Genomic DNA, 19,630 nt, shown 5'->3' with positions numbered 1-19,630 from the left:
GAGCCCCCGTAGGCTTTGCGCCGTGTTCGATCTCCTCAAGGCCGTGGTGCTCGGTGTCATCCAGGGCCTGACCGAGTTCCTGCCCATCTCCAGCAGCGCCCACCTGCGGATCTTCCCCGAGCTCTTCGGCTGGGGCGACCCGGGCGCGGCGTTCACGGCAGTGATCCAGATCGGCACCGAGCTGGCCGTGCTCATCTACTTCCGCAAGGACATCTGGCGGATCGGGTCGACGTGGGTGGTCTCGCTCTTCAAGCCGGAGTACCGCGGCCACTTCGACGCCCGGATGGGCTGGTTCATCATCATCGGCTCGCTGCCGATCGTCGTACTCGGTGTGCTCCTCAAGGACGTCATCGAGCGCGACTTCCGCAACCTTTGGATCATCGGCTGCACGCTGATCGTGCTCGGCATCGTGCTCGGCATCGCCGACCGCACGAGCGCCGACGACAAGCAGATGAAGGACCTGACGCTGCGCGACGCGATCCTGATGGGCGCGGCCCAGGCGCTGGCGCTCATCCCCGGCGTGTCCCGCAGCGGCGCGACGATCTCGATGGGCCGGTTCCTCGGCTTCGAGCGCGAGGCGGCGACCCGCTACGCGTTCCTACTGGCGATCCCCGCGGTCGTCGGGGCGGGGCTCTTCGAGCTCAAGGAGATCCCGAACGGCGACAACACCTATGGCTGGGGACCGACCATCGTCGCGACGGTCGTGTCGTTCGTCGTGGGCTACGCGGCGATCGCCTGGCTGCTGCGCTACGTCTCGACGAAGTCCTACACGCCGTTCGTCCTCTACCGGATCGCGCTCGGCGCGGCCACGCTGATCCTGCTGGCGACCGGCGTGCTGACGGCCTGAGCCGTTACAACCACCCGGAGCGCTTGAACAGCCAGAGCAGGCCGGCGGAGCTACCCAGCATCAGGGCGACGGCGAACGCGTAGCCGTAGGTCCAGTGCAGCTCGGGCATATGGTCGAAGTTCATGCCGTAGACGCCCGCGATGAGTGTCGGCACGACGATCAGCGCGGCGCCCGCCGAGATCTTGCGCATGTCGTCGTTCTGCTGCACCGAGATCTGCGCGAGGTGCGCGTCGAAGGCAGTCGACAGCAGCAGGTCGAGCGCGTCGATCGTGTCGGAGACCCGCGAGAGGTGGTCGCCAACGTCACGGAAGTACGGACCAGCCTCGGGGTCCATGCCGCGCACCATGCCGCCGGTGAAGCGGCCGATCGGGTCACGCAGCGGCAGTACGGCGCGCCGTACCTCTGCGAGCTCGCGCTTCAGCACGTAGATGCGGGCGGCGTCCTTTGTGCGGTCGGTGCTGAACACGGACTCCTCGACCTCGTCGACGTCCTCGGTGAGGCACTCGGCGACCTCTTCGTAGTGGTCGACCACCTGGTCGCACACCGCGTAGACGACCGCCGACGGACCGTGCATCAGCACCTTCTGCCGTTGTTCCAGCCCCAGCCGGGCGGCGTGGAGGTCACCGCCCGTGCCGTGCCGCACGGAGACCACGAAGTCGTCACCGACGAACAGGCTGATCTCGCCGGTCTCGACGGCGTCGTCCTCGTCGACGTACCAGAGCGTCTTGAGGATGAGGAACAGGCTGTCGTCGTAGCGCTCGAGCTTGGGCCGCTGGTGGGCGTTCAGCGCGTCCTCGACCGAAAGCGGGTGGAGGTCGAACGCCGCAGCGACTTCCTGCATCTCGTCGGCGGTGGGCTCGTGCAGGCCGACCCACACGAAGTCTCCCGGGCTGATGCGCTCGCGCATTGCGGCCAGGTCGGCGATCTCGCAGTCGACCGGGACCCGGACTCCGTCGCGGTACAGGGCGTTGTCGACGATCACAGCACGCAGGCTAGCCCCCGTGCTCTCCCGGCTACAGTCGCCGCCATGGCAACCGTGATCCTCGTCCGACACGGCCGTACGACGGCCAACGCCAGCGGGGTGCTGGCGGGCCGCACGCCCGGCGTACTCCTCGACGAGGCCGGCGAGGAGCAGGCGCGCACGACTGGCGAGCGGCTGGCCGCCGTGCCGTTGCGGGCGGTGGTGACCAGCCCACTCGAGCGCTGCCGCCAGACGGCTGCCGCGATCGTGAAGGCCCACCCGGACGCGTTGAAGGCCAGCCGCGAGTCGAAGCTGACCGAGTGTGACTACGGGGACTGGCAGGGCCGCGCCCTGAAGGACCTCGTCAAGGAACCGCTGTGGAAGCTCGTCCAGCAGCAGCCCTCGGCCGCGGCCTTCCCGGGTGGCGAGTCGATGCGAGCCATGCAGGACCGGGCCGTAGCCGCCGTACGACGTCGCGACGCGCAGATCCGTGACGAGCACGGGGACGACGCCGTCTGGGTCGCCGTGAGCCATGGCGACATCATCAAGTCGATCCTGGCCGACGCCCTCGGCACGCACCTCGACCAGTTCCAGCGGATCGTCGTCGACCCCGCGTCGGTCAGCATCATCAGGTACACCGACGCCCGGCCCTACGTCCTGGCCAGCAACACCCACGCCGGAGACCTCTCGTGGCTCAAGCCACCGAAGCCAACGAAGCGCTCCCGGCGCAAGGTGAGCACAGACGCCACCGTCGGTGGGGGAGCGGGCCCGACCCCGGCTGGGACACAGTCATAGGGTGGGCGACATGCCTGTCGTGCACTCCTTCGACCCACCCGACCGCTTCGTCGTGGGCACGGTCGGCCTGCCCGGCCAGCGCACGTTCTTCCTGCAGGCGCGCACCGGACCGAAGCTGGTCACAGTCGCCCTCGAGAAGCAGCAGGTCGCCGCGCTCGTCGAACGCGTCGACGAGCTGCTCGACGAGCTGATGACGACCGAGGACACCCAGGGGCTCATCCCCGCGGTCGCGCCGCTCGACCTCGACGACGACCACCCGCTCGAGCAGCCGATCGAGGAGGAGTTCCGCGCCGGCACCATGACGCTGTCGTGGGACCCCAACGACGAGCGGATCGTGATCGAGGTCTTCCCCTACACCGAGGCCGCCGTCGTCTCGCCCGAGCAACTCGACGAGGACCTGGAGGAGCCCGAGCCCGAGGAGATCTTCCTGGTCCGGCTGGGCGCCGGCATGGCCCGTGCGTTCGTGCAGCGCTCGGCCCGGGTCATCGAGGCCGGCCGCCCGCCATGTCCGTTCTGCGGCAACCCTCTCGACCCCGACGGACACCTGTGCGTGCGCGCCAACGGCTTCCGTCGACGCGACCCCTAGACCCGACGCCATGGCAGAGCTGACGGTGGGCGTCGAGGACCTGCTCGAGGGTGACCTCAAGCTGCACGGTCGGGTGATGCCCGCCTCCAACGCAACGTTCATCGGCGCGCTGGGCGACCTCAAGATCGTCTACAAGCCGATCGCGGGGGAGCGACCCCTGTGGGACTTCCCCGACGGCACGCTGGCCGCCCGTGAAGTGGCGGCGTATGCCGTCTCCGAGGTGCTCGGCTGGGGCGTCGTACCGCCCACGGTGCTGCGCGACGGTCCGCACGGCCCCGGCATGGTGCAGGCGTGGATGGAGCCCGACCCGGAGCAGACCTCCGTCGACATCGTCCGCACTGGACGCCAACCCGACGGCTACCTGCACGTGTTCGACGGCGTCGACGAGCGCGACCGGGCGGTTTCACTGGTGCACGAGGACTCCGCTGCGCTGCGTCGAATGGCCGTCTTCGACATCCTGGTCAACAACGCCGACCGCAAGGGCGGGCACGTGCTCCCAATGGCCGACGGACACCGGTACGGCGTCGACCACGGCGTGAGCTTCCACGTTGAGCCCAAGCTGCGCACAGTGCTGTGGGGTTGGCTCGGCGAGCCGCTTTCGGACGACGACGTCAACGGCGTCGCCATGGTGCTGTCGCAGGTGCGCGACAGCGCACTAGGTCAGCTGCTCGATGACGACGAGGTCGACGCCCTCGAGGCGCGATGCCGCAGGCTCCTCGCCGACCCGGTGATGCCCGCGCCGCACGGGCACGGACCGGCCATCCCCTGGCCACCGTTCTGACACCGAGCGCTGGGTAGGCTGCCCGCCATGCGTGCCTGGTCAACCCCCGATGTCCCCACCCTCCCCGAGACCGGTCCGCCGGTGCGGATCCACGACACGGCCACGGGGACGCTCGTCGAGACCAGCCCGGAGGGGCCGGCTCGGCTCTACGTCTGCGGGATCACGCCGTACGACGCCACCCACATCGGGCACGCCGCTACGTACGTCGGGTTCGACCTGCTCAACCGTGCCTGGCGGGTCGCCGGGCACGAGGTCAGCTACGTGCAGAACGTCACCGACGTCGACGACCCGCTGCTCGAGCGTGCCCTGAAGGTCAACCTCGACTGGGTGGCGCTCGCCGAGCGCGAGACCGAGCTCTTCCGCCAGGACATGGAGGCGCTGCGGGTGCTCCCGCCTGCGCACTACGTCGGCGCGGTCGAGTCGATCCCGCTCGTGATCGCGCTGATCCAGCGGCTGGAGGAGGCCGGTTCGATCTACCGGGTCGACGACGACCTCTACTTCTCCGTGACGTCGGACCCGCGGTTCGGTGAGATCTCGCGCATGGAGCGCGACGAGATGCTCCTCGTCTTCGCCGAGCGCGGTGGAGACCCCGACCGCGAGGGCAAGCGCGACCCCCTCGACTGCGTGGTCTGGCGGGGCGAGCGACCCGACGAGCCGGCCTGGGACAGCCCCTTCGGGCCGGGCCGCCCCGGCTGGCACATCGAGTGCACGGCCATCGCGCAGGAGTACCTCGGTGAGGCGTTCGACGTACAGGGTGGCGGCTCCGATCTCGTCTTCCCGCACCACGAGATGAGTGCTGGTGAGGGCCAGGTGGCCAGTGGCTCCGACTTCGCGCTGGCCTACGCCCACGCCGGGATGGTCGGCTACGACGGCGAGAAGATGTCGAAGTCGCGCGGCAACCTGGTCTTCGTGTCCGCCCTGCGCAACAGCGATATCGACCCGATGGCGATCCGGCTGGTGCTGCTGAGCCACCACTACCGCGACGATTGGGAGTGGACCGACAACGGGCTCTTCGACGCCGTCGACACGCTCGAGCGCTGGCGCTCGGCGCTGGCCCTGGGCGCGGGGGCTCCCGCTGGTCCTGTGGTCGCCGCCGTAGTGGCCGCGCTGGCCGACGACCTCGACGCCCCGACCGCCGTGGCGGTGGTGGAGCGGTGGGTCGACGCGACGCTGGGTACGTCGGGGCTCGCGGACACATCAGACAAGACCGCGGCGAGCGTCGTACGCGATCTGCTCGATGCGTCGTTGGGGCTGGCGCTCTGACGGATGTTGCTTGCGGTTTGGGACCAAACGTCGTGCATCCGCGCCCGGGACTTGCGGTTTGGGACCAATCCGCAACCATCCGGATCCGAAGTCTGCGGTTTGTGACCAAACCGCAGCCAGACGAGCCGGGGACTACTCCGGCTCTTCTCCGCGGCTCCGCTTGAGGTAGCGCTCGAACTCCCGGGCGATTGCCTCGCCGGACGCCTCGGGTAGGTCGGTGGTGTCGCGGGTCTCCTCGAGGGCCTGGACGTACTCCGCGATGTCCTCGTCCTCCTCGGCGAGTTCGTCGACACCGCGCTCCCACGCCCGGGACTCCTCGGGCAGGTCGCCGAGCGGGATGCTGGCGCCGAGCAGTTCCTCGATCTGGCCGATCAGGGCGAGCGTTGCCTTCGGGCACGGCGGCTGCGCGACGTAGTGGGGTACGGCGGCCCAGTAGGACACCGAAGGGATGTCGAGCCGCACGCAGGCGTCCTGGAAGACCCCGACGATGCCGGTGGGGCCTTCGTAGGTGGACTGCTCGAGCTTGAGGCGGTCGACCAGCTCGGGCTCGGTCGCCGTACCCGTCACCGGGATCGGCCGGGTGTGCGGGGTGTCGGCGAGCAGGGCACCGAGGGTGACGACCATCTCGCCACCTAGGTCGTCGCAGGCGGCGAGCAGCTCGGCGCAGAACTGTCGCCAGCGCATGTTGGGTTCGATGCCGCGGATCAGGATGACGTCGCGGTCGAGGTTGGGCGGCGACGCGACCGCGATCTGGGTGGTCGGCCAGATCAGCCGGCGGTAGCCGTTGTCGTCGGTGGAGACCAGCGGCCGGTTGACCTGGAAGTCGTAGAACTCCTCCGGATCGATAGCGCCCACCACCTTCGCGCCCCACACGTCGAAGAGGTGGCCAACCACCTGGGAGGCGGACTCCGCGGCGTCGTTCCAGCCCTCGAAGGCGGCAATCACCACGGGGTTCACCAGGTCGGTGAGGTCATCGATCTCGATCACCCCGTAACCCTAGTGCGGACGTGGATTTCGTCGCGGTCTTTGGGCGGTGTCACGATGCGGGAACGCCGTCCGTTCCCTGGACTGCCTCCCTAGGCTGGGATGACCCGCACCCTTTGCGGCCGCCCGAGAGGATGCCCCGTGACCGACCACCGTCCCGATGCCACCGAGCAGCTGACCGCTCTGTTGAACGAGCGCGTGCTGGTCATCGACGGTGCGATGGGTACGGCGATCCAGCGGGACCGCCCCGACGAGGAGGGCTATCGCGGGGAGCGGTTCGCCGACTGGCCGAGCGACCTGGTAGGCAACAACGACCTGCTGACGCTCACCCAGCCCGACATCATCCGGAGCATCCACGAGGAGTACCTCGAGGCCGGCGCCGACATCATCGAGACCAACACGTTCAACGCGACCGCGATCTCGCTCTCCGACTACGGGATGGCTGAGCTGTCCTACGAGCTCAACCTCGAGTCGGCCAGGCTGGCGCGTGTCGCCTGCGAAGCAGTGTCCACGCCCGACCACCCGCGCTTCGTAGCTGGAGCACTCGGCCCGACGACCCGCACGGCGTCGATCTCGCCCGACGTCAACGATCCCGGCGCCCGTAACGTGAGTTACGACCAGCTCGTGGCGGCGTACATGGAGGCGGCCCGCGGGCTTGTCGACGGCGGCTCGGACCTGCTGATCATCGAGACGATCTTCGACACCCTCAACGCCAAGGCGGCGATCTTCGCCGTCGAGCAGCTCTTCGAGGACCTCGGCCGCCGCTGGCCGGTCATCATCTCGGGAACGATCACCGACGCGTCCGGCCGCACGCTCTCTGGCCAGGTCACGGAGGCCTTCTGGGACTCCATCCGCCACGCCCGACCTCTCGCCGTCGGTCTCAACTGCGCGCTGGGCGCCAAGGACATGCGGCCCTACCTCGCGGAGCTGTCTCGCCTGGCCGACTCCTTCATCTCCTGCTATCCCAACGCGGGCCTTCCCAATGCCTTCGGTGAGTACGACGAGGCGCCTGAGGAGACCGCGGCGGTGCTCTCCGAGTTCGCCGACGCCGGCTTCCTCAACCTCGTCGGCGGCTGCTGCGGCACGACTCCCGAGCACATTGCGGCCATCGCCAACGCGATGGCCGGCAAGGAGCGGCGTACACCGGTAGAGACCGCGCCGGTGATGCGGCTCTCGGGTCTCGAGCCGCTGAACATCACCGAGGAGAGCCTGTTCGTCAACATCGGCGAGCGCACCAACATCACCGGCTCCGCGCGCTTCCGGAAGCTCATCAAGGACGGCGACTACGACGCGGCCCTCTCGGTGGCCGTCCAGCAGGTCGAGAACGGCGCACAGGTCATCGACGTCAACATGGACGAGGGCATGATCGACGGCGTCGCGGCGATGGATCGCTTCACCAAGCTGATCGCCTCCGAGCCCGACATCAGCCGGGTGCCGGTGATGGTCGACTCCTCCAAGTGGGAGGTCATCGAGGCCGGCCTCAAGAATGTCCAGGGCAAGCCGATCGTCAACTCGATCTCCATGAAGGAGGGCGAGGACAAGTTCCGCGAGCAGGCCCGGCTGTGCCGCAAGTACGGCGCTGCCGCCGTGGTCATGGCCTTCGACGAGGACGGTCAGGCCGACAACCTCGAGCGCCGCAAGGCCATCTGCCAGCGTGCCTACAACATCCTGGTCGACGAGGTCGGCTTCCCGCGCGAGGACATCATCTTCGACCCGAACGTCTTCGCGCTCGCGACCGGCATCGAGGAGCACGCGGTGTACGGCCTGGACTTCATCGAGGCCACCCGCTGGATCAAGGAGAACCTCCCCGGCGCCAAGGTCAGTGGCGGCATCTCCAACGTGAGCTTCTCGTTCCGGGGCAACAACCCGGTGCGCGAGGCGATCCACGCCGTCTTCCTCTTCCACGCGATCCGCGCGGGTCTCGACATGGGCATCGTCAACGCCGGCGCGCTCGTGGTCTACGACCAGGTCGAGCCCGAGCTCCGCGAGCGCATCGAGGACGTCGTACTCAACCGGCGACCCGACGCCGCCGAGCGGCTCCTCGAGATCGCCGAGACCCACAACCGCGTGGGAGAGGTCGACGAGGCCACCGAGGCCGAGTGGCGCTCGCTGCCCATCGGTGAGCGGATCACGCACGCCCTCGTCAAGGGCATCGACGCCCACGTCACCGACGACACCGAGATCCTGCGTCAGGAGATCGCCGACCGCGGTGGCCGCCCGATCGAGGTCATCGAGGGCCCGCTCATGGACGGCATGAACGTCGTCGGCGACCTCTTCGGTGCCGGCAAGATGTTCCTCCCGCAGGTGGTCAAGAGCGCCCGGGTCATGAAGAAGGCCGTCGCCTATCTCATCCCGTTCATCGAGCAGGAGAAGCTCGACAACCCGGAGTTCGCCACGGTGAAGGACACCAACGGCACCATCGTGATGGCGACCGTCAAGGGCGACGTCCACGACATCGGCAAGAACATCGTCGGCGTCGTACTCCAGTGCAACAACTACGAGGTCATCGACCTCGGCGTGATGGTGCCGGCGCAGAAGATCCTCGACACCGCCGCCGAGGTGGGCGCCGACATTATCGGCCTGTCCGGACTGATCACGCCCTCGCTCGACGAGATGGTCAACTTCGCCACCGAGATGCAGCGCCAGGGGCTCACCATCCCCCTGCTCATCGGTGGCGCCACCACCTCGCGTGCCCACACGGCAGTGAAGGTCGACCCGAAGTACGACGGCCCGGTGGTCTGGGTCAAGGACGCCTCCCGCTCCGTGCCCACCGCGGCGGCCCTGCTGCACGACACCGGCCGCGAGAAGCTGATGGCCGACGTCAAGGCCGACTACGACTCGCTACGCACCCGCCACGCCACGAAGCACGACCGGCCGATGGCCACCCTCGAACAGGCCAGGGCCAACGCAACGCCGGTCGAGTGGGAGGGCTACGAGCCTCCGGTGCCTGTCCAGATGGGCGTGCACGTGCTCGAGGACTACGACATCGGCGAGCTGCGCGACTACATCGACTGGCAGCCGTTCTTCAACGCCTGGGAGATGAAGGGCAAGTTCCCCGACATCCTCAACAACCCGGCGACGGGCGAGGTCGCCCGCAAGCTGTACGACGACGCGCAGGAGATGCTCGACAAGATCGTCGGCGAGAAGTGGCTCACCGCCAACGGGGTCTACGGGTTCTTCCCAGCCAGCGCGGTGGGTGACGACGTGGAGGTGTACGCCGACGACACACGCGCCGAGGTCCGCACCACGCTGCACCACCTCCGCCAGCAGGGACAGCACCGCGAGGGGGTGCCCAACCGGGCGCTCTCCGACTACGTGGCCCCGCGTGACACCGGCCTGGCCGACCACGTCGGCGGATTCGCGGTGACGGCCGGAATCGGCATCGAGGAGCGCATCAAGGCGTTCAAGGCCGACATGGACGACTACTCCGCGATCCTGCTCGAGTCGCTGGCCGACCGGCTGGCCGAGGCGTTCGCCGAGCGCCTCCACCAGCGGGTGCGCACGGACTTCTGGGGGCACCAGCCGGCAGAGTCGCTAAGCAACGAGGACTTGATTGCCGAGCGCTACAACGGCATCCGCCCGGCACCGGGCTACCCGGCCTGTCCCGACCACACCGAGAAGGCACTGCTCTGGGACCTGCTCGACGTGGAGAAGAACACCTGCATCCAGCTGACCGAGTCCATGGCCATGTGGCCGGGCGCCGCCGTCTCCGGTTGGTACTTCTCGCATCCGAAGTCGCAGTACTTCGTCGTCGGACGCCTCGCCCGCGACCAGGTCGCGGAGTACGCCGACCGCAAGGGCTGGACGCTCAAGGAGACGGAGCGCTGGCTCTCACCCAACCTCGGTTACGACCCGGAGGACTGATGAAGGCCGCCCTCTGGGACATGGACGGCACTCTTGTCGACACCGAGCCCTACTGGATCGAGACGGAGTTCGCCCTCGCCGACAAGTACGGCGGCACGTGGAGCGAGGAGCATGCCCTCAACCTCGTGGGCAACGACCTGCTCGACTCCGGTCTGTACATGCGCCAGCACATGGGCATCGACCTGGAGCCGGCCGAGATCGTCGAGGAACTCCTCGACGGTGTGGTCGCCCGGGTCGAGGAGTCGGTGCCGTGGCGCCCCGGAGCGCTCGAGCTCCTCGAGGATTTGGCCTCGCAGTCGGTGCCGTGCGCTCTGGTCACGATGTCCTACCGGCGTTTCGTGGCGCCGATCCTGGCCACCCTGCCCGCGGACACATTTGCGACCATCGTGACCGGCGACTCGGTCTCACACGGCAAGCCCCATCCAGCGCCGTACCTCAAGGCCGCCGCCGAGCTCGGCCTCGACACCGCCGACTGCTTGGCGATCGAGGACTCCAACACCGGCGCCCGGTCGGCGGAGTCCGCCGGCTGCGTGGTGCTGTGCGTACCCAACCACGTCCCTCTGCTCGACGGTGACCGACGGGTCTTCGCTCACACCCTGGCCGGCATGACTACCAACGGGTTGCGGGCGGCGTACGCGTCGATCGGCTGATTCTGAGCCTGCGGTTTGGTCACAAACCGCAAGATTCGCGGCCTGGAACCTGCGGTTTGGGACCAAACCGCAGCATCATCCTCGTGACGATGGTCCGACGACCCGTCAGAGCTGCCCGGTGACACCTTCGTCGCTGTGGACGTCACCGGCCGGATCAGCCTCGGGCGCCGGCACCCTCGGCTCCCGCACCGGGAGCGGCGGGGGAGTGCCGCCGTACGCCGGACAGATCGCCTGGTGGCTGCACCACGAGCACAGCCGGCTGGGGCTGGGCTGCCAGTCGCCCGTCTCCTCGGCCAGCCGGATCGCACGCCAGACGGCCTCGACCTTGCGCTCGGTGGCCAGCAGGTCAGCTTCATCGGGGACGTAGCGCAGGATCTCGCCGTTGCCGAGGTAGACCAGCTGGAGCATGGAGGGTACGACGCCGCGGGTGCGCCAGATGACGAGCGCGTAGAACCTCATCTGGAAGAGCGCCTTGGCCTCGAACTTCTCCCCAGGGCTGCGGCCGGTCTTGTAGTCGACCACCCGGATCATCCCGTTGGGCGCGACGTCTAACCGGTCGACGAACCCGCGCAGCAACAGCTTGGACTCGAGCACGGCCTCGACGTAGAGCTCGCGCTCGGCTGGCTCGAGGCATCGGGGGTCTTCGAGGGCGAAGTACTTCTCCAGCACCTTCTCGCACGAGGCCAGCCACGAGTCGAAGTCGACCCCTACGCCACCTGAGCCCTCGTCGACCGGGGCGAACAGGTCGGACAGCAGCGGCTCCTGCTCGAGCACCTGATGCCACGCTGCGGGCAGCATCGTGCGTGCCTGGTCGGGGGTGCGCTCGACCGCCGGCAGGTCGAAGAGGTCTTCAAGCACCTTGTGCACGACCGTGCCACGGACGGCGTCGGGCGAGATCTCCTCGGGCAGCTTGTCGATGGTGCGGAACCGATAGAGCAGCGGGCAGGTCATGAAGTCGCCCGCGCGGCTGGGGGAGAGCGCCCCGAGCACGTCGACGCCGTCGACCGGCGTCGAGCGGAGCTCGGCCGGTGAAGGATCGGTGCTGGTCATGACTTCACCCTAAGTGTGGTCACCGACAGCCTGCGGGCACGGTGGGCCGGACCGGCTACTGTCGGAGCGTGTCCGAGAATGCCGCCGAACCTGTTCCGCCCCGGCCTCCCGGGACGATCAGGGTCGGCTCCATCGGCGGAGTCGACGTGCTCGTCACGACGTCGTGGTTCCTCGTGGCCGCTCTCATCTCCTACCTGGTGGCACCCCGCATCGAGCAGGTCGAGCCTGGCCTCGGCGTCTGGAAGTACGTCGCCGGCGTGGTCTTCGCGATGGTGCTCTACGGCTCCGTGCTACTCCACGAGGTCTCGCACGCGCTGATGGCCCGGCGCTACGGCTACCCGGTCGCCTCCATCACCCTTCACTTCCTCGGCGGGATGACCGCCATCGAGGGCGAGTCGCGACGCCCGCGCCACGAGTTCTTCATCGCGGTGGTGGGCCCGATCACCTCCCTGGTCGTCGGCGGGGCTGCCCTCGCGCTCTGGTTCGTCACCCCCGACGGCCTGTTGCGCGTCGCCGTCGAGGGCCTGGCCGGCGCCAACCTGCTCGTCGGTGTGCTCAACCTCGTGCCCGGGCTGCCGCTCGACGGGGGCCGGGTGCTCAAGTCGGCGGTCTGGGGTGCCACCGGCAACCCGCATCGCGGCACCATCGTCGCCGGCTGGGGCGGCCGGGTCACCGCGATCGCCGTGCTGGCCTGGCCCCTGGTGCTCATGAGCGTCTTCGCGGTCGACCCCGACCTTGTCGACTACCTGCTGGTCTTCGTGCTGGCGATGTTCCTCTGGACCGGCGCCACAGCCGCGATGACGCACGCGCGCCTCCGGCAGCGTCTCCCGAGCCTGGTCGCGCGGCCCCTCGCGCGTCGTACACTCACCGTGCCCGAGGACCTCCCGCTGGCCGAAGCAGTACGACGTGCACAGGAGGCACACGCCGGCAGCATCGTCACGGTGACGTCGTCCGGCACACCCCTCGGCATCGTCAACGAGGCCGCCCTGCTCGCCACCCCCGAGGAGCGCCGCCCGTGGCTAACGACGTCGATGGTGGCCCGCAGTATCGAGCAAGGCCTCACACTGCCTGCTGACATCGCGGGCGAGGAGCTCGTGGTGGCCCTCAGCCGGCGGCCCGCCGAGGAGTACCTGCTCGTCGAGTCCGACGGCACCATCCACGGTGTGCTCACGACCGCCGACGTCGATCGCGCGTTCAGGGAGGGCGGGCACTAGGGTTCCGCGCATGTCTGAGCCGACCCTTCCCGACAGCAGTGACGACGTACCGGCCGAGGCCTGGTCCGGCGTCCACCGCGGCGTCCTGCGCGAGGGCGAGTGGGTGCGTCTGGTCGACCAGAAGGGCCGACGCCACAACTTCGAGCTGGTCGCCGGCAAGCGCTTCTTCTCCAACCGTGGCCACCTCGAGCACGATGAGCTGATCGGCCGCGAAGAGGGCTTCACCGTCGCCTCGTCGGCTGGTGGCGAGTACCTCGTGTTCCGGCCGCTGCTCTCGGAGTTCGTGGTGTCCATGCCGCGCGGTGCAGCCGTGGTCTACCCCAAGGATGCCGCCCAGATCGTGTCGATGGCCGACATCTTCCCTGGAGCCCGCGTGGTCGAGGCCGGCGTGGGCTCGGGCGCCCTGACGTGCTCGCTGCTGCGCGCGGTCGGTCCGTTCGGCCAGGTCCTGTCGTTCGAACGCCGCGAGGAGTTCGCCGACGTCGCGCGCGCCAATGTGAACCAGTTCTTCGCATCCTCCGCGGGCGAGCCGCATCCTGCCTGGGAGCTGCGGATCGGCGACCTCACCGAGGAGCTGCCCGGTGTCGAGCACAAGGTCGACCGGATCATCCTCGACATGCTCGCGCCCTGGGAGTGCGTCGACGCCGTCGCGGGCGCCCTGACACCGGGCGGCATCGTCTGTGCGTACGTCGCTACGACCACCCAGCTGTCACGCATCGTCGAGACCCTGCGCGCGCATGGCGGCTTCACCGAGCCGCACGCGTGGGAGTCGCTCGTGCGCGACTGGCACGTCGAAGGCCTGGCAGTCCGTCCCGGCCACAAGATGATCGGCCACACGGCCTTCATCGTGACCGCACGCCGGATGGCGTCGGGGGAGCGCGCGATGCTGAAGAAGCGCCGCCCGGCGCCGGGTGCGTACGGCGTGGACTACGACGGCCCGCGTCCCGCCGACCTGCCTCCGCAGGTCGCCGAGGAGCAGTTGGACGACTGAGGCCGGCGTGCGCGTCGTACGTCTGGGGCAAATCGTGACCAACACGGCAAGATTTCCCCTTCCGTAGTCGGCATCAGTGGGTAGTGTCCGAAGGACAGGAGGTGCCCAGATGTCTACTTCGGACAGCGACAACACCCGCCCAGGTGGGCCGAGCCGCGACGCGGACGAGCTCATGAGCCAGGTGCGGTTCCTGGAATCCGAGGTCACCGATCTGCGGCGTCGGCTGACCGACTCACCCGGACACTCCCGCAGCCTCGAGCTGCGCCTGGCCGACACCCAGCGCTCGCTATCGGCGGTGACGAGCCAGAACGAGCGCCTTGCCTCGACGCTGCGCGAGGCCCGTGACCAGATCACCAAGCTCAAGGAAGAGGTCGACCGGCTCGCCCAGCCGCCGGCCGGCTTCGGCACGTTTCTCCAGCGCAACGACGACGACTCGGTCGACGTGTTCACCGGCGGTCGCAAGCTGCGCGTCAACGTCAGCCCGGGCGTCGAGGTCGAGCACCTGGTCCGCGGTCAGGAGGTCATGCTCAACGAGGCCCTCAACGTCGTGGCCGGCTTCGACTTCGAGCAGGTCGGCGAGGTCGTGATGTTCAAGGAGCTGCTGGCCGACGGCGAGCGAGCCCTGGTCATCGCCAACGCCGACGAGGAGCGCGTCGTACGTCTTGCCGCGCCCCTGCTCGAGGCCACCCTGCGCGCCGGTGACTCACTGCTGCTCGACTCACGCGCCGGCTACGTCTACGAGAAGGTTCCGAAGTCCGAGGTCGAGGAGCTCGTGCTCGAAGAGGTCCCTGACATCGACTACAACGCGATCGGCGGCCTGGTCGCCCAGATCGACGCGATCCGCGACGCCGTCGAGCTGCCCTACCTGCACCCCGAGCTCTTCAAGGAGCACCAGCTCAAGCCGCCCAAGGGCGTGCTGCTCTACGGCCCTCCAGGCTGCGGCAAGACGCTGATCGCCAAAGCGGTCGCCAACTCGTTGGCCAAGAAGGTCGCCGCCAAGACCGGTGCCGAGGGCAAGTCCTACTTCCTCAACATCAAGGGCCCCGAGCTGCTCAACAAGTACGTCGGCGAGACCGAGCGCCATATCCGGCTGGTGTTCCAGCGGGCACGCGAGAAGGCCAGCGAGGGCACCCCGGTCATCGTGTTCTTCGACGAGATGGACTCGCTGTTCCGCACCCGCGGGTCGGGTGTCTCCTCCGATGTAGAGAACACCATCGTCCCGCAGCTGTTGAGCGAGATCGACGGCGTCGAGCTGCTCGAGAACGTGCTGGTCATCGGCGCGTCCAACCGCGAGGACATGATCGACCCGGCCATCCTGCGACCCGGCCGCCTCGACGTGAAGATCAAGATCGAGCGCCCGGACGCCGAGTCCGCGCGCGACATCTTCTCCAAGTACCTCCTTACCAGCCTGCCGCTGCACGCCGACGATCTGACCGAGTTCGGCGGTGACCGCGACGCATGCGTGGCCGGGATGATCCAGGCGACCGTCGAGCGGATGTACACCGAGACCGAGGAGAACCGCTTCCTCGAGGTCACCTACGCCAACGGCGACAAGGAAGTCCTCTACTTCAAGGACTTCAACTCCGGCGCGATGATCCAGAACATCGTCGACCGGGCCAAGAAGATGGCGATCAAGGACCTTCTCGACCACGATCAGAAGGGGCTGCGGATCTCGCACCTCCTCCAGGCCTGCGTCGACGAGTTCAAGGAGAACGAGGACCTCCCCAACACCACCAACCCCGACGACTGGGCCCGTATCTCCGGCAAGAAGGGCGAGCGGATCGTCTTCATCCGCACGCTCATCACTGGCAAGCAGGGCACCGAGCCGGGCCGCTCGATCGACACCGTGGCCAACACCGGTCAATACCTCTAAGGGGCCTCCCTTGGCCGACGGACCCGACCACACGACATCGAGGCCGCGCTCGCTGCCCGACGCGAGCTGGGTGTGCAGTACGACGCCGCGCTGGCCGACTCGTTCGCCGACCGGGTCGAGCGCGAGATCGAGCGCGCGTCAACGCCGCGGCGTCGTCGTACCGTCAGGGCCAGCGGGCCTCGGAGGCGGCCGGTCCTCGGCAGTTCGCGCTCGGCATCGTCTCTCCGGTGGCCGCGATCCCCATCACGATCGTGATGGTCAACTGGGCGCACGCCTGGCAGGCGCGGCAGTCCTGAAGGGTTCCCACTGCTGCGGTTTGGTCCCAAACCGCAGGTTTCGGCTCCACGACTTGCGGTTTGGGACCAATCCGCAGTGTTTTCACCCAACGGAGAGAGCCTTCATATGAAGTTCCTGGTCATTCTCGTCGTCATCGTCGTCGTGGTGATGGTCTTGGTGCCGATGATCCGCAAGCGCCGCTGACACCTCAGGCAGGTCTCGTCGCCCGGCCGAGGTAGCCATAGGTCCACGGTCTCGACACTCGGGGACCCCCGAGGTACTCCGCTCGCACGGCGGTGACGTCGAGGCCGGCCGCGCCGAGCAGGGAAGTCATGTCCCTGGTGAGGTGACAGCCGCCGAAGACGCGCTTCTGCATCGGCTCCAGCCGCCGCTGCCAGCGGACGACGCCGTCGTCGGGCGCGAGGCCGTGCTCGAGGAAGTGGAAGGTCCCGCCGGGCACGAGCACGCGCCGTACCTCCGCGAGGGCGGCTCTGACGTCAGGGATCGTGCACAGCGTGAGGGTTGACAAGACGCGGTCGTAGCTGCCGTCGGGGGTGTCCAGTCGCTGGCCATCGAGACCGGTGCGCTCGATGGGCACGCGGCTGCGCGATCGACGGGTGTCCGACAGGTCCCAGGCCTCGTCGGAGGGCTCGACAGCGCTGACCGACTGCACCGCGGCTGGGTAGTGGTCGATGTTGAGGCCGCTGCCGAACCCAATCTCCAGGACCCGTCCGTGCAGCCCGACGCACGCCTGGGCACGCAACTTGCCGATCTCGGCAGACGAGCTCGTCCGGTCGACGAACCGGGGGAGCATCCGGTCGTTCCACAGTCCCACGAGACCTCCTCGCCACAGAGATGCCTGACAGCACGACTGTAGGGCCGCGTAGGCTCGGTCTCATGAGTGTGCGGCGCGTGATGGGCACCGAGGTGGAGTACGGCATCTCGGTGCAGGGGCAACCCCTGGCCAACCCCATGGTCGCGTCCAGCCAGATCGTGAACGCCTACGCGTCGTCCACGATCAAGGCCCGACGCGCCCGGTGGGACTTCGAGGAGGAGTCGCCGCTGCGCGACGCCCGCGGGTTCGACCTCTCTCGACAGGTCGCCGACCCCAGCCAGTTGACCGACGAGGACCTCGGCCTCGCCAACGTCATCCTGACGAACGGCGCGCGCCTGTACGTCGACCACGCGCACCCCGAGTACTCCACCCCCGAGTGCACGACACCGCTCGATATCGTCAAGTGGGACAAGGCGGGGGAGCAGGTCATGCTCGACGCCTCCATCCGGGCCAGCCAGTTGCCCGGCGGAGCGCCGATCCTGCTCTACAAGAACAACACCGACAACAAGGGCGCCTCCTACGGCGCCCACGAGAACTACCTGATGCGGCGCTCGACGCCGTTCAACGAGATCGTGCGCAACTTGACGCCGTTCTTCGTGAGCAGGCAGGTCGTCTGCGGTGCCGGCCGGGTCGGCATCGGCCAGGACGGCCGGGAGCACGGCTACCAGATCAGCCAGCGCGCCGACTACTTCGAGGTCGAGGTCGGCCTCGAGACCACGCTCAAGCGGCCGATCATCAACACCCGCGACGAGCCGCACGCCGACCCGGAGAAGTACCGCCGTCTCCACGTGATCATCGGCGACGCCAACCTGGCCGAGGTGTCGACGTACCTGAAGGTCGGCACCACCTCGCTCGTGCTCGCGATGATCGAGGACAGGTTCATCAGCTCCGATCTGGCCGTTGAGGGACCGGTCGCGGCGCTGCGGGCGGTTTCGCACGACCCCACGCTGAAGCAGCTCATCGGCCTGCACGACGGCCGCCAGCTCACCGCCGTACAACTGCAGATGGAGTATCTCGACCTGGCGAAGAAGTACGTCGAGGACCGGCTGGGTTCGGATGCCGACGCCCAGACCGTCGACGTCCTCGCTCGTTGGGAGTCTGTGCTCGACCGCCTCGAGCGGGACCCGATGCTGTGCGCCGGCGAGCTCGACTGGGTGGCGAAGCTGAAGCTGCTCGAGCAGTACCGCCAGCGCGACGGCCTCGACTGGGACGACGCGAAGCTGCACCTCATCGACTTGCAGTACAGCGACATCCGGCCCGAGAAGGGTCTCTACCACCGTCTCGCGGCTGCCGGCCGTATCGAGCGGCTGCTCGACGACGTCGTCATCGAGCAGGCCATGCACGACCCGCCGGAGGACACCCGGGCGTGGTTTCGCGGCCGCTGTCTCGAGAAGTACGCCGACCACGTGGCCGCCGCGTCCTGGGACTCCGTCATCTTCGACCTGCCGGGCCGCGAGTCCCTGCAGCGCGTGCCGACGATCGACCCGCTGCGCGGCAGTCGCGCATCGGTCGGCGCCCTGATCGACCGGTGCGACACCGCGGAGCAGCTGTTCGACGCCCTGACCAGGTAGCAGAGGTAGCACGTCGAGTCGGTGCCGCCCTATAGGGTCGTGACATGGCCCAGGAGCACAAGCAGCCACGCAAGTCCACCGAGACGCAGCGCGCCGACGGCGAGGTCGAAGAGGCCGTCGTCGAGAGCGATGTCGCCGAGCGCAAGGAGGCACTGGACGACGACGTCGACGCGATCCTCGACGAGATCGACGACGTGCTGGAAGTCAACGCCGAGGACTTCGTGAAGTCGTTCATCCAGAAGGGCGGGCAGTGATGCTCGAACCCCGACTGCCGGCCGCCTTCCTCGTGCCCGGCTCGTCGTCGTTCGCCGACTTCCTCGGCCAACAGGCGCCCGACCTGCTGCCCTCGCGCAGGGCTCTCCCTGCGGGCAGCGCGGCCGACCTCGCTCCGCACGGCACGACCATCGTCGCCGCGACGTACCCCGGCGGCATCGTGATGGCCGGCGACCGGCGCGCCACGATGGGCAACATCATCGCCCAGCGCGACATCCAGAAGGTCTTCCCCGCCGACGAGTACTCAGCGGTCGGCATCGCCGGCGCCGCCGGGCTTGCCGTCGAGATGGTGCGGCTGTTCCAGACCGAGCTCGAGCACTACGAGAAGATCGAGGGCACGACCCTGTCGATGGACGGCAAGGCCAACCGGTTGGCCGCCCTCATCCGGGCCAACCTCGGCATGGCCATGCAGGGCCTGGCCGTCGTACCCCTCTTCGCGGGCTACGACACGAACCGTAGCCAGGGCCGCATCTTCAGCTACGACGTCACCGGCGGGCGCTACGAGGAGACCGCGTTCCACTCGGTCGGTTCCGGCTCGCTCTTCGCGCGCGGCTCGCTCAAGAAGCTCTACCGCGACGACCTCGACGAGGAGGGCTGCGTCACGGCGGTCGTGCAGGCCCTCTACGACGCGGCAGACGACGACTCCGCCACCGGTGGTCCCGACCTGACCCGCCGCATCTTCCCCGTGGTCTACGCCATCACCGCGGACGGCGGTCGACGGCTGTCCGAGACCGAGGTCTCGGCGATCGCTGACCGGGTGATCGGTGCCCGGATGGATCGACCCGACGGCCCCGCCGCCGCCCTGACCTGAATCTC

At 68.4% G+C, this 19,630-nt stretch carries 17 protein-coding genes; 13 read left to right on the top strand and 4 right to left on the bottom strand.

The features are described 5' to 3' along the window. The first annotated feature begins 22 nt into the window (after positions 1 to 22). A complete protein-coding gene (locus H4Q84_RS02535; protein ID WP_248581834.1) occupies positions 23 to 847 on the top strand; it encodes an undecaprenyl-diphosphate phosphatase in 825 nt (274 codons plus the stop codon). 4 nt (positions 848 to 851) lie between these two features. On the opposite strand, the gene corA is transcribed toward H4Q84_RS02535, so the two are convergent. Further along, complete coding sequence (corA, locus tag H4Q84_RS02530; protein ID WP_248581833.1) at positions 852 to 1,829, bottom strand: magnesium/cobalt transporter CorA; 978 nt, start codon at positions 1,827 to 1,829, stop codon at positions 852 to 854. Between the two features lie 45 nt (positions 1,830 to 1,874). Here corA and H4Q84_RS02525 point away from each other — a divergent pair, with 45 nt between their 5' ends. From H4Q84_RS02525 to mshC, 4 genes are read left to right on the top strand one after another with little or no spacing between them, the layout of a single operon-like run. Further along, positions 1,875 to 2,603, top strand: a complete 729-nt coding sequence (locus H4Q84_RS02525; protein ID WP_248581832.1) for a histidine phosphatase family protein — start codon at positions 1,875 to 1,877, stop codon at positions 2,601 to 2,603. A 10-nt stretch (positions 2,604 to 2,613) separates the two neighbouring features. After that, positions 2,614 to 3,189: a DUF3090 domain-containing protein gene (locus H4Q84_RS02520; RefSeq protein ID WP_248581831.1), complete on the top strand. Its 576-nt coding sequence runs from the start codon at positions 2,614 to 2,616 to the stop codon at positions 3,187 to 3,189. 10 nt (positions 3,190 to 3,199) lie between these two features. Continuing rightward, a complete protein-coding gene (locus tag H4Q84_RS02515; RefSeq protein ID WP_248581830.1) occupies positions 3,200 to 3,970 on the top strand; it encodes an SCO1664 family protein in 771 nt (256 codons plus the stop codon). Positions 3,971 to 3,997: 27 nt separating this feature from the next. Then, positions 3,998 to 5,233: a cysteine--1-D-myo-inosityl 2-amino-2-deoxy-alpha-D-glucopyranoside ligase gene (mshC, locus tag H4Q84_RS02510; protein ID WP_248581829.1), complete on the top strand. Its 1,236-nt coding sequence runs from the start codon at positions 3,998 to 4,000 to the stop codon at positions 5,231 to 5,233. Between the two features lie 132 nt (positions 5,234 to 5,365). On the opposite strand, the gene H4Q84_RS02505 is transcribed toward mshC, so the two are convergent. Then, positions 5,366 to 6,220 (bottom strand): PAC2 family protein, encoded by an 855-nt coding sequence (locus tag H4Q84_RS02505; RefSeq protein WP_248581828.1) that lies wholly within the window; start codon positions 6,218 to 6,220, stop codon positions 5,366 to 5,368. A gap of 138 nt (positions 6,221 to 6,358) precedes the next feature. Here H4Q84_RS02505 and metH point away from each other — a divergent pair, with 138 nt between their 5' ends. Continuing rightward, complete coding sequence (gene metH / locus H4Q84_RS02500) at positions 6,359 to 10,081, top strand: methionine synthase (protein ID WP_248581827.1); 3,723 nt, start codon at positions 6,359 to 6,361, stop codon at positions 10,079 to 10,081. Beyond that, positions 10,081 to 10,731 (top strand): HAD family phosphatase, encoded by a 651-nt coding sequence (locus H4Q84_RS02495; protein ID WP_248581826.1) that lies wholly within the window; start codon positions 10,081 to 10,083, stop codon positions 10,729 to 10,731. Before metH ends, H4Q84_RS02495 begins: the two co-directional genes overlap by 1 nt. 105 nt (positions 10,732 to 10,836) lie before the next feature. Here the strand turns inward: H4Q84_RS02495 and H4Q84_RS02490 are convergent, their stop codons facing one another. Continuing rightward, the gene (locus tag H4Q84_RS02490) at positions 10,837 to 11,781 is read right to left on the bottom strand and encodes a PD-(D/E)XK nuclease family protein (protein ID WP_248581825.1); all 945 of its coding nucleotides are present in this window, start codon (positions 11,779 to 11,781) and stop codon (positions 10,837 to 10,839) included. A 68-nt stretch (positions 11,782 to 11,849) separates the two neighbouring features. Here H4Q84_RS02490 and H4Q84_RS02485 point away from each other — a divergent pair, with 68 nt between their 5' ends. The 3 genes from H4Q84_RS02485 to arc all read left to right on the top strand — a co-directional run bounded on the left by H4Q84_RS02485 (position 11,850) and on the right by arc (position 15,859). Then, positions 11,850 to 12,995 carry a site-2 protease family protein gene (locus H4Q84_RS02485; RefSeq protein ID WP_248581824.1) on the top strand — a complete coding sequence of 382 codons (1,146 nt, stop codon included), beginning with the start codon at positions 11,850 to 11,852 and terminating at the stop codon, positions 12,993 to 12,995. Positions 12,996 to 13,005: 10 nt separating this feature from the next. Continuing rightward, positions 13,006 to 13,986 (top strand): tRNA (adenine-N1)-methyltransferase, encoded by a 981-nt coding sequence (locus tag H4Q84_RS02480; RefSeq protein WP_248581823.1) that lies wholly within the window; start codon positions 13,006 to 13,008, stop codon positions 13,984 to 13,986. Positions 13,987 to 14,095: 109 nt separating this feature from the next. After that, complete coding sequence (gene arc, locus H4Q84_RS02475; RefSeq protein WP_248581822.1) at positions 14,096 to 15,859, top strand: proteasome ATPase; 1,764 nt, start codon at positions 14,096 to 14,098, stop codon at positions 15,857 to 15,859. Between the two features lie 484 nt (positions 15,860 to 16,343). On the opposite strand, the gene H4Q84_RS02470 is transcribed toward arc, so the two are convergent. After that, complete coding sequence (locus tag H4Q84_RS02470; RefSeq protein WP_248581821.1) at positions 16,344 to 16,970, bottom strand: class I SAM-dependent methyltransferase; 627 nt, start codon at positions 16,968 to 16,970, stop codon at positions 16,344 to 16,346. 62 nt (positions 16,971 to 17,032) lie between these two features. Here H4Q84_RS02470 and dop point away from each other — a divergent pair, with 62 nt between their 5' ends. The 3 genes from dop to prcB are packed head-to-tail and all read left to right on the top strand — an operon-like array spanning position 17,033 to position 19,625. After that, positions 17,033 to 18,541, top strand: coding sequence for a depupylase/deamidase Dop (gene dop / locus H4Q84_RS02465; RefSeq protein ID WP_282580303.1), 1,509 nt, complete (start codon positions 17,033 to 17,035; stop codon positions 18,539 to 18,541). Between the two features lie 44 nt (positions 18,542 to 18,585). Continuing rightward, positions 18,586 to 18,795 (top strand): ubiquitin-like protein Pup, encoded by a 210-nt coding sequence (locus tag H4Q84_RS02460; protein ID WP_248581820.1) that lies wholly within the window; start codon positions 18,586 to 18,588, stop codon positions 18,793 to 18,795. Continuing rightward, entirely contained in the window at positions 18,795 to 19,625 is an 831-nt protein-coding gene (gene prcB, locus H4Q84_RS02455) for a proteasome subunit beta (protein ID WP_248581819.1), read from the top strand. Before H4Q84_RS02460 ends, prcB begins: the two co-directional genes overlap by 1 nt. Positions 19,626 to 19,630 lie beyond the last annotated feature (5 nt).

This window comes from Nocardioides sp. InS609-2, from assembly GCF_023208195.1.
In the GTDB taxonomy this organism is placed as follows: Bacteria; Actinomycetota; Actinomycetes; order Propionibacteriales; family Nocardioidaceae; genus Nocardioides.
This window is presented reverse-complemented; position numbering and strand designations above follow the sequence as displayed.